The organism is Streptomyces sp. Ag109_O5-10 (assembly GCF_900105755.1).
Taxonomy (GTDB): domain Bacteria; phylum Actinomycetota; class Actinomycetes; order Streptomycetales; family Streptomycetaceae; genus Streptomyces.
Genome location: NZ_FNTQ01000001.1, coordinates 1 through 14684, shown reverse-complemented (window position 1 = coordinate 14684; position 14684 = coordinate 1). Strand labels below are relative to the sequence as shown.

The 14684-nt window shown below is 69.8% G+C and carries 11 protein-coding genes; 8 read left to right on the top strand and 3 right to left on the bottom strand.

Annotated features, from left to right (window positions below; genetic code table 11):
• Window positions 1-304 precede the first annotated feature (304 nt).
• Together BLW82_RS00055 and BLW82_RS00050 are read right to left on the bottom strand one after the other, a co-directional pair.
• On the bottom strand, window positions 305-2809 hold the full coding sequence (locus tag BLW82_RS00055; RefSeq protein WP_256215542.1) for a DEAD/DEAH box helicase: 2505 nt from the start codon (window positions 2807-2809) through the stop codon (window positions 305-307).
• Window positions 2810-3016: 207 nt separating this feature from the next.
• Window positions 3017-3616 carry a helix-turn-helix transcriptional regulator gene (locus BLW82_RS00050; protein ID WP_093496875.1) on the bottom strand — a complete coding sequence of 200 codons (600 nt, stop codon included), beginning with the start codon at window positions 3614-3616 and terminating at the stop codon, window positions 3017-3019.
• A gap of 98 nt (window positions 3617-3714) precedes the next feature.
• On the opposite strand from BLW82_RS00050, the gene BLW82_RS00045 reads away from it, so the two are divergent.
• From BLW82_RS00045 to BLW82_RS00015, 7 genes are all read left to right on the top strand, one after another.
• A complete protein-coding gene (locus BLW82_RS00045; RefSeq protein WP_218162330.1) occupies window positions 3715-4419 on the top strand; it encodes an ABC transporter ATP-binding protein in 705 nt (234 codons plus the stop codon).
• 5 nt (window positions 4420-4424) lie between these two features.
• Window positions 4425-7250: an FtsX-like permease family protein gene (locus BLW82_RS00040; RefSeq protein WP_093507748.1), complete on the top strand. Its 2826-nt coding sequence runs from the start codon at window positions 4425-4427 to the stop codon at window positions 7248-7250.
• A gap of 699 nt (window positions 7251-7949) precedes the next feature.
• A complete protein-coding gene (locus BLW82_RS00030; protein ID WP_093496873.1) occupies window positions 7950-9548 on the top strand; it encodes a helix-turn-helix domain-containing protein in 1599 nt (532 codons plus the stop codon).
• A gap of 1 nt (window position 9549) precedes the next feature.
• Window positions 9550-10122: a transcriptional regulator gene (locus BLW82_RS00025; protein ID WP_093496872.1), complete on the top strand. Its 573-nt coding sequence runs from the start codon at window positions 9550-9552 to the stop codon at window positions 10120-10122.
• A gap of 49 nt (window positions 10123-10171) precedes the next feature.
• Entirely contained in the window at window positions 10172-10381 is a 210-nt protein-coding gene (locus tag BLW82_RS00020) for a hypothetical protein (RefSeq protein WP_371131261.1), read from the top strand.
• A 157-nt stretch (window positions 10382-10538) separates the two neighbouring features.
• Window positions 10539-11363, top strand: a complete 825-nt coding sequence (locus BLW82_RS43755; RefSeq protein ID WP_143063608.1) for a hypothetical protein — start codon at window positions 10539-10541, stop codon at window positions 11361-11363.
• Window positions 11364-11660: 297 nt separating this feature from the next.
• Window positions 11661-12224, top strand: coding sequence for a Uma2 family endonuclease (locus BLW82_RS00015; protein ID WP_093496871.1), 564 nt, complete (start codon window positions 11661-11663; stop codon window positions 12222-12224).
• 148 nt (window positions 12225-12372) lie between these two features.
• Here the strand turns inward: BLW82_RS00015 and BLW82_RS43750 are convergent, their stop codons facing one another.
• A complete protein-coding gene (locus BLW82_RS43750) occupies window positions 12373-13611 on the bottom strand; it encodes a hypothetical protein (protein ID WP_143063607.1) in 1239 nt (412 codons plus the stop codon).
• 814 nt (window positions 13612-14425) lie between these two features.
• On the opposite strand from BLW82_RS43750, the gene BLW82_RS00005 reads away from it, so the two are divergent.
• Window positions 14426-14674: a hypothetical protein gene (locus tag BLW82_RS00005; RefSeq protein ID WP_093496869.1), complete on the top strand. Its 249-nt coding sequence runs from the start codon at window positions 14426-14428 to the stop codon at window positions 14672-14674.
• Window positions 14675-14684: the final 10 nt, after the last annotated feature.

The following is a 14684-nucleotide window of genomic DNA, read 5'->3' as shown; positions in this document are numbered from 1 at the left end:
TCAACGTGGTTGCAGGACCTGCGGAAACGCTAACTACCCGGCCTTGGGTTAAGGCCCGGTGGCGGCCGGTGCCGGCTTTGCCTGCCTCCGGGGAATGGGCGGGCGCCTGCCCGCGTTACAGAGAGCGTGGTTGTGGAGGGGACAGTGTCCCCGGGCCTCACCTATTGCCCATGAGGACGATCGTTCGGCTGAAGCCTCATGGAGCCTTTCGCCGCGTAGGCGACCGCCCTTCACGACCACGCACACGTCGGTGGCCCGCCCTGGATCTTTCGGGGCGGGCCGCTGTCATGTCCGGTCGTGCCGGCTACCAGCGCATGCCGAGCGCGTCCAGCGCCGTACGCCGCTGGGGGCTGAGCTTGGCGGCTCTGCGGCGGGTGTTGTCGAGCCATGCCCCGAGCTTGTACTCCTCGCCGTCCACGATCTCTACCGCCTTGCGGGGTACCTGGAGATGTCCCTCCCGGGCGTGGAACTGGCGGGCGGCGGTGAGGTTGGCGTTCCATCGGGCGTCCTGCGGCCGGGGCGCCCCGCCCTCGGCGGCGGGCTCGATGCCGACCGATTCCAGGAGCCACTGCTGCGCGGGCATGAGCCGTTCCCACCCGGCCCGCTGCCCGGTCACCCACACCCCCAGGTCCTCGCCCTGGACGATGAGTTCACCGGGTCCGCCCGGGAGCGTGCCGCCGGCCTTCACGTGAGCGAGCACGAGCCGGTAGCTGCGCTGCCATCCGATCTCCCATGCCGGGCACCATCCGGGGTCCAGGTCGGCCAGAGCCGCCGTACGAGCCTGTGGCAGCTCTCCGGCGTAGGAGACGCCTGTTTCCCCGGCGGCGCGTCGTTCGGTGTTCTCGGCCGCCTTGCGGGCCGCTGCGCGCTGGTTCTTCAGCCAGACACCGACGGGGAAGTTGTCGCCGCCCCACACCGCCCCGGTGGGCGGGAGGAGATGCCCGTGCACTGCGGCGTACGACCGGGCGACGGCGAGGCCGGCGTCCCACGCGGACGCCTGCACCGACCACACCATCCCCAGTGCCTCCAGCTCGGCGACGCGGGCCGCCTCCAGGGTCCCGGCCGCGTAGTAGCGGCGTTGGTCGGCCACCCACACCCCGAGCGGATGCCCGCCGATCGCCGGCCAGTCCTGCGGCGTGACGTACGTGTACGGCACCCGCAGTTCGGTGTTGCCGGTCTCCCGCCGCCACCGGGTGGCGGCCTCGATGCCGCGCCGCCAGTACGCGGCCTCGGGGTCGATGACCCGGAGCCGGACGAACTGGGCGAGGGCGGCCGGGTCGCGTTCCTCGCTGAACCTGAGGACCCCGGCCGCCGCGGCACCGACCCGGACGACGTCCTGCTCCTGGCCGCCGTCCTCGCCGTCCTCGTCGTCGTGGTCGTCGCCCTGGTCCTGGCCGCCGCCGTCCTCACTCGTCGCCGGACGGGCGTTGCGGACCCGGGGATCGGCGAGCGCCTCGATCGTCTCCGTGTCGTGCGCGCGGAGCGCCCCGAGGATCTTCGCGAGGGTCCCGTACGCATCCGAGGTGAGCAGTTCGTCCGCGTCCTCATCCTCGCCGAGGAATACCGGAACGATCAGAGTGGCGAGTTTCCCGACCCCAGGACGCATCCGCAGAGCACGCCCGACCATCTGCACGATATCCACCATCGAGCCGCGCGCATCCGCGAAAAGCACCGCGTCACACTCGGCCGTGTCGACGCCTTCACCCAGAACACGCACCGACGAAAGGACACGCAGTTCCGCGCGCACATTCCGGCCCTCAAAACCGGCACCCCCGAGGAAGTCGGACGCGAATTCCTCCAGGACGCGGTGGCGGTGGGCGGGGGCGTGCTCGCCGTACAGCCACTGCGCCCACACCTGCTCGGCCGGCGGGAACGTCTGCGGGTCGTCCTCGGCGAGGCGGCCTGCGGTCACCGGCACGGCGGCCGCCATCGCCTCCGCCTCGCCGACCCGGCTGTGGAAGGACAGCACCCGCCTGAACCGCTCCTCAACGGCCGCCCGCATCAGCCCGGTCTGCACGGCCGCCAGCCGGGCCCCGCGGACCGCGTCGGAGCCGGTCGCCTCGGTCGTCATCGCGGCGTAGAGGTGGGGGTCGCGGATGTCCAGGCACAGCACCTGATAGGGCGCCACCAAACCGAGCCGGATCGCCTCGGACAGCTTCAGCTTGTAGGCGACCGGCCCGAACACCTCGGAGTCCTCATCCATCGAGGCGACCAGCCGCGGCCGCTCCCCGCCGCCACCTGCTTCCCACACGCGTGCCGTGGCGGTCATGTACAGCCGCCGCACAGCGGGGACTTGGGCCTGGTCGTGCACGGCCGCCCACGGCTTCCCGGCGTCACCGCTGACCCGGTGGGCCTCGTCCACGACCATCAGGTCCCACACCGGCAGACCCGCAGCATGAGCCTGCTGAAGCGTCCCCACACCCACTGACGCGTACGTCGCGAACACGGTCACGGCCTCATCGCCAGCGGTCCACGCGATCAGTTCGTCCGGGTCCGTCGTGCATGGCACGCCCTGACTGTCGGCACCCCGCAGCGAGCACACCCCGATCATCGCCCCGCGTCGCCCGCCCGCCTGCCAGACGGCGGCCGTCTGCAGCAGCAGGTCCAGGGTCGGGACCAGGACCAGGACCCGGCGTGCGGACAGGCGGCCGGCTGCCGTCACGCCGATCAGGGTCTTGCCGGAACCGGTGGCGGCGATGACCTGGGTGCGCAAGCCCTCGGGCGGGATGCCCCGGCCGGGCTGTTCGCAGAGGTGCCGCAGGGCCGCGTCGACGGCCTCGGCCTGATGCGGGCGCAGCGTGACGGTCACGAGAGGGGGTCCTCCAGGTCTGATCTGCTCCGGTGAGTGGGTGGGCGGCCGTGCGACGGCCGCCCTTGTGCGTGTCGGGGGGCGGTGGGGTTGTAGGGGCGCTGCCGAACCAGCCCCTCGGAATGCCGCGGCAGGCCGTCCGCCGGCCCCGGCACGGCCGTGGCCGGTCGCGCAGTTCCCCGCGCTCCTGAAGGGGCGCTGTCCGGCTCAGGCGGACTCCGCGCGGGAGCCGCCCGTCCCGCCGAAGCCGCCTTGGCCGTCGGCCTCCCCGGCCCCGCCCTGCGCCGCCGCGAGCGGTCCCAGATGCTGTGCGGCGCTGTCCAGGAGTCCGAGGTCGGCCTTGGTGTGGGCGATGGCGGCGTCGATCAGGACGGCGACCAGCGGCTCGTCGGCGTGGGCCCGGCGCCGGCGGGCCAGGCCCGCCAGTTCGGACAGGTACGTCTGCCGTTGCGCCTCGATCAGCGTGGTCAGGGCCTGCGGGCCCAGGGCGGAGGCGCCGAGGAGCTTCAGGAACAGTTCGTCGCGGAAGCCGCCGACGCGCACCCAGGCGGTGGTCGCCCAGGAGCGCAGTTCGGCCTCGCCCGCCTCGGTGAGCGTGTAGAGGTTCTTGTCGGGCCGGTCGGTCTGCGCGACCTGCGAGCGCGAGACATAGCCGTCCCGGACCAGCCGTTCGAGGATCTGGTAGAGGTGACCGATGTTCAGGCCACCCCACTGCGGGCCGATGGCCTCCTCGAAGCGGGCCTTGAGTTCGTATCCGTGATTCGGCCGCCGGGTCAGCAGCGCGAGCACGGCGTGGTGGAGCGGCATATACGTCCCTTCTACATTGTGACAACATACCCCTGAATTGCCGCAATGTATGTGCGGTGGTGGTACGTGCCGCGATGTGCGAGGGCGAGGCTGCATCTATGGCTGTGAGCGTGGCGTTGCGCGGGGTGAGCCGCCGGTATCCCGGGCTGACCGCGCTGGACGGGGTCGACCTGGAGGTTGCGGCCGGCGAGGCGGTGATGCTGACCGGCCCTTCCGGGGCCGGCAAGTCCACCGTGCTGCACGTGACGGGTGGCATGGACCGGCCCGACGAGGGGCACGTCGAGATCGACGGCACGGAGCTGGTGCGCCGGGACCTGGACCGGCACCGCCGGCGGATCGGCTTCGTCTTCCAGCGCTTCCACCTGCTGCCCGCGCTGACCGCGCTGGACAACGTGCTCGCCCCGGTCCTGCCGCGCAGGGTGGACTTCGACCGGCGTGCGCGCGGCATGGAACTGCTCGAAGCGGTCGGCCTGGACCACCGCGCCGACGCCCTGCCCGCGCAGTTGTCGGGCGGTCAGCAGCAACGCGTCGCCGTCGCCCGCGCGTTGGTCAACCGGCCGGGACTGCTGCTGGCCGACGAGCCCACCGGCAACCTGGACAGCGTCATCGGGCGGGAGATCATCGACCTGCTGATGTCGCTGCGCGAGCGGTACGGGATGACGATGCTGATCGCCACCCATGACGCGGAGGTCGCCGCCAACGGGGACCGGGTGGTGCGGCTGCAGGACGGCAGGATCACCTCGGACCAGCGGGTCACGCCGGCCGGCGACGTGCTGCACCGGCTGGGGGGGCTGCGTCCGTGATGGCGATGATCCTCGATCAGCTCCGGCGGCGGCGCGGGCGCGCGCTGGCCCTGGCCGCCGGAATCCTGGTGGCGGCGACCAGCTTCACCCTGCTGACCGCGACGGTGAGCACGAGCCGGGCGACCACCGTGGGCACCGTACGGAAGAACGCCCGGTCCGCGTACGACGTGCTGGTGCGCCCGCCCGACTCGCAGACGGCCGTGGAGCGGCAGAGCGCTCTGGTCACGCCGAACTTCCTGTCCGGCACGTTCGGCGGCATCACCATGGACCAGTACCGGCGCATCGGCGGGATGGCCGGGGTCGACGTGGCCGCGCCGGTCGCCAACATCGGCTACCTCATGGTGTCGAGCACCGTCACCGTGGACGTGTCCCGCTTCCTGGACGGCAGGGCGTCCCGGCAGATCCTGCGCATCAGCCCGACGCTCACCTCCGGACTGGGCACCTACCGCACCTCCGACGAGTACGTCTACCTCACCCGCACCCCCCTGACGACGGCGTCGGAGTCGGACGGCCTCTTCGAGTCCGACACGCTGGAAGCGGGCACGGCCGACAAGAGCACCCGGCGGTACCGGATCAAGGGGAAGTACGACGTCTGCTTCTACTTCAACTGGGACAAGACCGAGCAGACCGAGTTCAACCTTCGACTGCCGTTGAAGCCGAACATCATCGCCGAGGACCTCAGGGACAAGTCACCGTTCGACCCGGACCTGAGTTCGCGGATGAACTGCCAGTCCGGCCGGGACAGGGCCACCATCGACGTCCCGGTCAGCTACCCCGTGCTGCTGTCCGCCGTCGACCCGGCGGCCGAGGACAAGCTGGTGGGCCTCGGCTCCACCGTCACCTCGGGCCGGATGCTCACCGAGCGGGACAGGCCGTGGACGGTGTCGTCCGCCAAGAGCGTCCACGGGCAGCACGACTCCTACATCCCGGCGCTGCTCAGCGACAGCCCGCTGACCACCGGCACACTCGACGCCACCGTCCAGCGACTCGACACCGGCGACCCGGCCGAACTGCCCTCGAAACTGGGCAACCCGACCGCCGACAGCTTCGTCCGAGGCCTGCACGGCACCACGGTGGGCACGACCCGGGTCGATGTGAGCAAGGGCTACCGGAAGGCGCTGACCGAGGACTCCTTCGACACCGGGGACTACTGGACGGTCGGCCCGGTCGCCTACCGCCGGACGGGCGACGGCGACCTCGCCGCACAGACCCAGCCGCCGCAGCAGCGCAGCCTGTGGATCACCAACTCGAACGAGCAGCCGTTCGCCGGCGTCCCCGAGGAGAACCACCAGGGCACCCAGTACCGGAAGGTGACCAGCCACGCCGCCACGGACTGCATCGGGCTGGGTTCCTGTGACGGCGTCGACTCCGGGCGCCTGCCCAACCCCTTCGTCCGTCTGGTCGGCCGTTACGACACCGCCCGGCTGCGCGGCTTCTCGGCACTGTCCGACACCCCGCTGGAGACCTACCAGACCCCGCAGGTCACCGGCGCGGACGGCGCGACCCGGGCGAAGCTCCACGGCAAACCGCTGCAGCCCGACCGCAACCTGGGCGGCTACGTCAGCCCGCTGCCCACCATGCTGACGACGATGGACTCCATCACCGCGCTCACCGGGAGCCGCCGCGTCCCGGGCCTGCAGGACAAGGCGCCGGTGAGCGCGATCAGGATCCGGGTGGCCGGGGTGACCGGCGTCGACACCGCCTCCCGGGCGCGGGTGAACGCCGTGGCCGGGGCGATCCGGGCCGCCTACCCCCGGCTCCAGGCCGACGTCACCGTCGGCAGCTCGCCCGCCCCGCAGACGGTCGCGCTGAGCGGCTCGGCGCGGGTGACGGAGCGCTGGGTCGCCAAGGGCGTGGCGCTGCGCATCCTGCGGGCGGTGGACACCAAGAGCGCGGTGCTCTTCGCGCTGGTCCTCGTGGTGTGCGCGCTCTTCCTGGGCCAGGCGGCGCTGGCCTCGGTGCGCTCCCGCCGCACCGAGATCGGCACGCTGCGCTGCCTGGGCTGGAGCGGCGGCGAGGTGCTGCGCCTGGTCCTCGGCGAACTGGCGGTGATCGGCCTCGCCGCCGGAGCCGCGGGCGCGGTGCTCGCCTACGTGCTGGGCCGGGTGCTGGGACAGCCCGAAGCCGGCGTCAAGTCACTCCTCGTGCTCCCGGTGGCGCTCCTCCTCGCCACGGCGGCGGGCCTGGTCCCCGCCTGGCTGGCCACCCGGCTGGGGCCGATGGAAGCCGTCCGGCCCCCGGTGACGGCGGCCCGCCGCGCCCGCCCGGTGCGTTCGGTGGCCGGGCTGGCCGTGCTCAACCTGCTGCGGGTGCGGGGCCGCACGCTGCTGGGCGCGGCGGGGCTGGCACTGGGCGTGGCCGCCTTCACGGTGCTGCTGGCGCTGACGCTGGCCTTCCGGGGCGAGGTGGCCGGGTCGCTGCTCGGCAGCGCCGTGGTGGCGCAGGCACGCGAGGCCGACTACCTGAGCGTCGCCCTGTCCCTGCTGCTGGGCGCCGCAGGCGCCGTCGACGTCCTGGTCATCTCGCAGCGCGAGCGCGCCGCCGACCTCGCGGTGCTGCGGGCGACCGGCTGGACCAACCGCGAGCTGGCGAGGCTGACCCTCTACGAGGGGATCGGGCTGGCTCTGCTGGGCGGCCTGTCCGGCGCGGCCGCCGGCCTGGCCGGGGTGCTGGCCCTCGGCCGGGGCGTGCTGCACGGACACCTGTTCACGGTCGCCGGCGCCGCGCTGCTGGCCACGCTCGCGGCGACCGCGCTGGTGGGTGCGGCGCTGACGGTGCCGATCCGGGGACTGTCCCGGATCGCCCCCGCCCACCTGCTCGCCGCCGAGTGAGCCGGCCCCGGCCCCGGGGGCTGTCCGGCGGACCGTGCTGCAGACACGGGGTCTGGCACGCCCACCTCCGGCGCTGTCGTCACTCGCCGACGTCCCCCAGCCGCCGGCCGGGAGATGCCCCCACCGCGTCGACTCCCGCCTCCGCCCTGCAGCCGGACGCACCAGACCCCGCTCACCTCGGCTGATCAGTCACCGCGGCTTTCCTGCGACGTGACCGGCCGGACAGCCCCTACGTGTCCGAGGACGTCGTGAAGCGCCCGCCCTCGTTCCTGCGGGCCCCGTGCCGACCGCGCCCGGGGCGCGCCAGGTGCGCCGCACGGACCTGCGCCGCCCGATACAGCGACTGACCGCTGCGCCCAGGCTCCCGTCCCACCGCGGCGATGCCCCACCGCGACAGCTGCCTGCGGGCGGAACCGGTCGCCGATGCCCCTGTGAACCCCAGGTATTCGGCCACCGTGGAGACGGTCCACAGCTCCTGCGCCGCGGGCGCGGAGAGAGCGGGGGGAGGGTCCGTGGTCATCGGTAGGCGCCCTTCGGCGAGCTGGAGAAGACGTCTGGCAGACACCATAATGCCTCACGGTAAGTTATTGTGGCGATGCTCCCGGAAGAGCCACCGGGCTTTCCCCCTCCGTCTGCTGCCGGACAGGATGCACAGCGGCCCGCACAGCACCACACAGACGACCAAGGAAGGAAGTCCCGATGGACCGGGACACGAACGACACCGCCGGCTTCACGGCCATCGACGCACTCCTGGCCGGCGCCGGGCAGCAGGTCCCGCTGCCGAGCCCGGACGTCCGCCGCCAGGTGCGCGAAGGCGTGGGCCTGTCGAAGGCCCAGGTGGCCCGCGCAGTCGGCGTGAGCGCGTCGACGCTCAGCGGCTGGGAAGCCGGCCGTGAGCCCGGCGGCAAGCCCCGCGAGCGCTACGCGTACTTCCTGCAACAGGCACAGGCCAAGCTCGACAGCCCAACGGCCACCGGCCCCGCGGCCACCGGCCCCGCGGCCGCCGGTAGCGCCGGCCCTGCCGAGACGGCACCGGCCACCGCCGACGACGGCCAGGAACACGACGACAGCGGCGAGGACCTGCTTGCCGTACCACGGCCGTGTGTGCTGTGCGGGCAGCCGGCCCGCCACCAGGTCGCCGGGTTCCCCCAGCACCTGGACCCAGCCGAATGCACCACCATGGCCATGCAGCCGGCCCCGGCACCCGAAGCGGCCCCCGCACCCTCGCCTCCGCCTGCTCCGGCCCCCGTGCAGAGCCGTACTGGCCGGCCGGGGCAGGGTTCGCGCTGGGTGAAGGTTGTGGCGGCCGGCCGCCGGGTGCAGCCCGCCGACGCTCCGGACCCGCTCACGGGCCGGATCTCCTCGGCGGTCGCGGCCGCCCTCGCCGAGCACGGCGGCGACGTCACGGCCGCCACCGAGGCCCTGGTCAAGCGGGCGATCCCGGACGCGATGGCCCTGCTCGACCAGGCCCGCCTCGGCGGCCGCTACGACATCGTCGCGCACCCGTGGCTGCCCGACGTCCTGCGCAAGCAGACCGCGCGCGGCGCCGACCAGATCTGGGAAGCCCGCCCGAAGTGGACCCGCCCCGAACTCCCCACCGGCGCCCACGAGGTGACCGCCCTGGACATCAACGGCGCCTACCTGTCGGCGCTGAAGACGCACCTGCCGCTGGGGCAGCTGGAGCACTCCACCGGCGGCCGGCACGACCGCCGCCGGGCCGGTATCCACCTGATCACCCCACCCGACTGGGACCACGACGCGGTACTGCCCAACCCCATCGGCAGCCGCGACGAACCGGGCCCGCTGTGGGTGACCGAGCCGACCCTGCGCCTGCTCCTGCGGATCTCCGGCCCGAAGTACGCCCTGTGCGACCCGCCCGTCATCCACGAGTCGTGGACGTCCGGGGCCACCGAGGGCCTCCTGGAGAAGTTCCGCATCACCCTCAAGGACGCCCGCGACACCGCGATCGCCGACGGCGACGACGTGACACTGGAGTACGTCAAGGCCATGTACTCCAAGTTCGTCTCCACCATGGGCGAGTCGAACTACAACCGCGAGCTCTACCGCACCGACTGGATGCACCTCATCCGCTCCCAGGCCTTCGCCAACCTCTGGTGGAAAGCCCACCGCGCCTGGGACGAAGGCCTCATGGTCGTCCGCGCCATGGGCACCGACGAACTCCACGTCACCGGCGACTGGCAAGCTGTCTTCCCCGAAGGGCGCGGCGTGACCGAGGTCAAGGTCAAGGACGTCTACACCGTCGGCGACGCCACCCCTACGACCCCGGAAGAGGCCTGACATGCCCGAACGCAACATCGACTTCGGCAAGTACGGCGCCCGCGGCATCAAGGGCCATGAGGCTGTGGCCCGGCAGCTGGACGCCCTCGCCGGGTACATCGCCACCCCGGTTACCGCCCGGCGAGGCCTGCTCGCCCGCCTGCACTACCTCACCCGCAGCGACCACGCCCGCACCGCCGCCCGCGCGGCCGGCCTCACCGTCACACCCCGCACCATCCGGGCCTGGCTCGCCGGCACCCGCCGGCCCTCCCGCGCCAGCCTCGCCGCGATCGAGCAGGCCTACCGCACGGTCAGGCGTGAGAACGTCGCCCGCTACCTCCTCGCCCGCCTCAACCGCGACGGCCGCGGCACCCGCGTGGAGATCCACCCCCTCGACCAGTCCCGCGTCTCCCCACCCCACCAGCGCGTGGTCGCCCTCCGGACCATGAACGTCCGCCGCTGGGACCGGATCGTCGCGGCATGGGCCGCCGACGACGACTCCGCGCTCGACGAGGCCTGGGTGGACCAGGTCGTCGACCTCGGCTCCCAGTGGGGCCAGTACGAGTACGTCACCAACATCGGATTCGCCGCCTGACCGTTGAACCGCAAAATCCGCGCTCGAAAACGTCGCCCTGCGACCGGAAATGAAAAATGCCGCTGCCGAGGACGCCTCCACCGTCCACACCGGCACCGCCCCCCGCGCCATGGCCGCCTTCCGCAATCTCGCCATCGGCGCGCTGAAGATCCTCGGAGCCGACAACATCGCCAAGATCACCCGAGCCATCTACCACAAACCCGAACACGGACTCCGAAACCTGAACATCACAGCCGACTCGGACGCTCCAGGAACTTGATCAAGCCCTGGGGCTGCCTGTCGACCACCGGCCTGGACCTCAACGGCCTGATCAACAAGCCGCACGTCGCGGATTCAACCTGAGTAAGCGGTTTCCTCGTTTGGGGATTTCCGATTTCGCTACACGAGGGGGCAGGGGGCGTGGATAGCCTGCCGGAGTGAGTGAAGATCAACAGGCCCGATCAGCTAGCGGCGACGCGGCTGCGCAAGGGCAGCCCTCCGACCCCGCAACACAGCCGGACGGTGGCGACGCGGCTGCGCAAGGGCAGCCCTCCGACCCCGCAACACAGCCGGAGCCCTCCGGCCCCGCAACACAGCAGCGGCGCATTGACTGGATGCAGATCAGCACAGTGGTTGCGGCGCTTGCAGCAGCCGGAGGTCTGATCTTCTCTGGCTGGACCAGCTACTACAGCGTGCGGACAGCTCAGGATCAGCTCGCTCAATCACGTGAGGATGCCGACCGCGAAATCCGTCAACAGGCTGTGCTGGTTTCTACCTGGACTCAGATGGGGGAGAAGGCGCAGACCACCGGTTTCATAACGAATCGCTCACTGGATCCGGTCCATCACGTCGTGGTCGGCTTCTCCACGAAACTCGAAGGGCAAACTTCCGTGCCGATGGATTACAAGGAATCCATGGCGCTGGTGTACGTGGGATCGATTCCCCCGTGCTCCCGGGTGACCATCCCGCCGACTGCTGCGGAGCACCAACTCGGCCCAGGGACCACCCCGGACGTTATCTACACGATTCCCGGTGTGTCCTTCATCGACATCTATGGCAAGCAATGGGCTCGGCCCTCGACCGGTCCTCTACAACCGTTGAAAGGCTCGTGGGCGGTCAGCGAAAGGAACCTCTCCTCAATCTCAAAGGCGCTGTTTGGGAAAGTAATTCGCCCATTGGGAATGATGAACCAGCCCTCCGGGGCGCCCTACTCTGAAATACCTGCACCGGAGCCGCTCAAAGACTGTGGAGCGGACAAGTAGGTCCCCCCCGGCGCTCTGGCTGCCCAGCAGAGCGCCGGAGACCATGCCGCGGGGTGTACTGAGCCCGGATCCAGCCTGCTGTACGCGGTACGGAAAAGACTCCGTAAATGGCGTGAGGACGATCCGACCGTTTCCCGGTACTGGGACGACGCCGATGACGCCGTACTCACCGCGGCCTGGCGGGACGGCCTGCCCGCCAGGCCGCTGCGCAGTAGCTGTTCCCATCCGGGCGCAGACAGCAGCACAGTGCCGGCGGCACACTGAGGGAAGCCGCTCGACCTGGAGGAGGTGGAGTCGATGAGCGTTGCTACCGACCACACCGGGCCCTGGACCGTCCCTGACGTCCTGGCGCTGCCCGAGGACCGTACGACCCGATACGAGCTGCTCGGAGAGTCCCTGGTGATGTCGCCCGCGCCTGGAGTCCGTCACCAGCGGGCATCCTTCCGGCTGCACGTAATCCTCGACGCCGCCGCCCGCGCGGCCGGCGCCCCGGTAGAGGTCCTGGAAGCCGTCAACGTCGTGCTGCCGTCCGGTCTGGTCGTACCCGACCTGGTGGTCACCGACGCGGGCGCCACCGCCGAAGACACCGTCAGCGTGGACGCCGACGCCGTCCAGCTCGTCGTCGAACTCGTCTCCCCAGGCAACAAGACCATGGACCGCAAGTTCAAGCCCCTCCTCTACGCCGAAGCCGCGATCCCGCACTTCTGGCGCCTGGAGTTCGAACCGGCCCCACGCCTGATCGTCAGCGAACTCCACGGCGGCCGGTACGTCGAAACGATCACCGCACTCGCCGGTACCACCACACAGATCCACACCCCGTTCGCCTTGGACATCGACCCGGCCGGACTCGCCCGCCAGTAGCCAGGCGAGCACGAGACTCCACCAGACGCACGAGGATCCCTGTCCTCGCAGAGCTCCGAGGGCGGCCTCGCCGCCCCAGCGACGGGTGGATGTGCGTCGATGAGCAGCCGAACCAACTCGCAAGCACGTTGCTCAGGTGTCTCCGCGTTTATTTCCAGGGCAACACTCTGTCGAGTGGCGAGACAATTCGACTGGCGGTGTCCTGCCCTGCCACGAAAGTCAACACACCCGTGACAATTAAAGTAAGCCTGAGGCTATCAGCAAGAACTGGCTGTTCGGCAATTGAAGGTATGAACGGCAGTGCAACTCCGGCAAGTATGAAAAGAGTTGAAGGCCACAGACGAGTCAAGATGCGCTGGAATAGCTTGCGCTCCGCAACGCTTTCTGGCGCATTAACGAGCAAGCCTGAAAAGTCTTTCGCGGCTAGCGCGGCGCACGCATTCATCAGTGAGGCAACGATCAAGTCCGCTTCCGCGCGCGTGTCAGCCCGGACAACGGACAAACGGTGTGACCGATATACCGCAGCGGTACGCAGTGCGTCCTGCCGTAACTCGACTCTTACCCGGCGAGGTCCACGGCCTGACCACATGAGGTCTTTTTCAGCGAGAAGAGCCAGCCCGTCAAGCTGCCGACATGCCTTGTACCGGACATCGTTTCTCATACGCCGTCGACTATGTGTGTGGATAAAGGCAGCCACACCAGCCGTGGCCAGCAGCAACCTGTCACCCGGATTGGCTGCATCCCCTCCGCGCCCGTCAAGGCTGAAGATGAAATACCAGAAAAACGTGCTGGCCGCGACCCATCCTCCCAGATAGGCGTACACAAGTACAGATTGAGAGCCGTCAGTGTATTTAACCAGGGGAGACGTCGCGAAAAACATTGCAGGTAGCGAAATTCTCCAGGACAGAACTCGCCAGGGCGTTAATGTGTAGCGCGACCTGCGACATACTATATAAATGACGATATTCAACAGGGCGACCAGGGTGAAGCTAGCTATAAAACTTGAGGACGGGTCGAAATGTTCGCCCACCCACCTGCCGTCGTCGAGATAGTGCCCATCATAGAAAGAGCGCCTCTCCTCGTATGCTTTATATCCTTGATGTGCCCCTGCGAGAAACATAATAAATCCGGTAACACCAGCCGTCAATGCCGCGAAAATTTGCCCCCCTCTCCTCTTGGCGTCGTAATGACTAATGCGCAGGGAAGCGAAAACAACCCCCATACGAACAGGGAGAGCGACACCGGGAAGCCCGGCCAATTGGGCAAGATCTTTATACAGGCTCTCGCGCAAATACGCCGACGGAGGGCTGACCGCCCAATGTTCAACCGACCGGATACCCCTGTCGAGAACACGCGCCCACTCATCAAGCCTGCCTGTGACCGTCATGGATCAAGCCTGTCGCAACCTCGGCCCGCAAGATGCCGCCTTGAAAGAAAAAACCTTGAGCCTACCCGCTCTGCGAGCACGCCAGCGACGCCCAGATGGTTGCAAGAGCCGCCACCGCGCCAGGTGCTTCTCTCGTAGCTCCGAGACAGGACTACCTACCCGGTAGCCAGGTAGCCCCGCGCCGCTACGTTCAAGACACACGTCCGTCCCGCCCAGAGGCCCCGATGACCGACCAGCCGGCCCCCGCTGACCAAGCCGTCCGCCAGCAGCAGGAGCCCGCGGCCGCCCTGCGCATTGCGGTCGTCATCGCCTACAACAAGATCTGCCCCCCAACCACCTTTCAGGATGGGGGTCCTGGCGCGGCCCCACGGTGCTACACGCCGCCCCGGGACCACCCTCCGGGCGCCGGACCCCACTCCTCCGGCGCGGCCCCCGGTCGGGCCGCCTCCGGCGTCCCAGAGCCCTGAGCTACTGCGCGGCCTCGCGTGCCTCACCAGGACACCTCACCCTGAAAGGGGCACCCCCATGCACACACTCACCTGCGCTGATTGCTCCACCGGTCCCGGAACCGAGTTCCGCGCCCTGGCCGACGGCCTGTTCGAGCTCCCCACCGGTCACCGCCTTGCCACGCAGATGCCCTCGCCTACCCTCGTTGCGTTCCGCGCGCCGTCCAGTCGCCTCCGCGTCGGCCGGGTCCCGGTCCGGTCTCGGTAGGGGGGATGAGCCGACGGACTTCCTGATTCCGGGGGACGCTGCCGCGGTGAACGATAGAGGCAGGCAGTACGCGAAGTGGGCTGGAGATGTGTTAGCGGCTGTGGGCCTGGTCGTGTTCGAAGCAGTCGCGCTGCTCGGGGTGGTCCTTGGGGCGCTGCCCTTCGCGCTGGGGGGAGTGGTGGACGCGTGGATCGTGCCCGCGGGCTTGGCAGCCCTCACCGTGTGCGCTGGGATTTTCACAGCGGTGGCGTGGAGCGTGAGCATGCGTGTTACGGCGACGGTGCAAGGCCTGCTCGCCGGCTGCTGTCTGGTCATGCTACTGATCGGCCTCGGCGGCGGGTTCACATGACGTCGGCTCC

Bases quoted from the DNA above. Each gene is read 5' to 3' on its own strand.
- BLW82_RS00025 (WP_093496872.1), top strand. From the start codon at position 9,550: ATGCCCGAACGCAACATCGACTTCGGCAAGTACGGCGCCCGCGGCATC.
- BLW82_RS00045 (WP_218162330.1), top strand. From the start codon at position 3,715: ATGGCTGTGAGCGTGGCGTTGCGCGGGGTGAGCCGCCGGTATCCCGGG.
- BLW82_RS00015 (WP_093496871.1), top strand. From the start codon at position 11,661: ATGAGCGTTGCTACCGACCACACCGGGCCCTGGACCGTCCCTGACGTC.
- BLW82_RS00050 (WP_093496875.1), bottom strand. From the start codon at position 3,616: ATGCCGCTCCACCACGCCGTGCTCGCGCTGCTGACCCGGCGGCCGAAT.
- BLW82_RS00030 (WP_093496873.1), top strand. From the start codon at position 7,950: ATGGACCGGGACACGAACGACACCGCCGGCTTCACGGCCATCGACGCA.
- BLW82_RS00020 (WP_371131261.1), top strand. From the start codon at position 10,172: ATGAAAAATGCCGCTGCCGAGGACGCCTCCACCGTCCACACCGGCACC.
- BLW82_RS43750 (WP_143063607.1), bottom strand. From the start codon at position 13,611: ATGACGGTCACAGGCAGGCTTGATGAGTGGGCGCGTGTTCTCGACAGG.
- BLW82_RS00040 (WP_093507748.1), top strand. From the start codon at position 4,425: ATGATCCTCGATCAGCTCCGGCGGCGGCGCGGGCGCGCGCTGGCCCTG.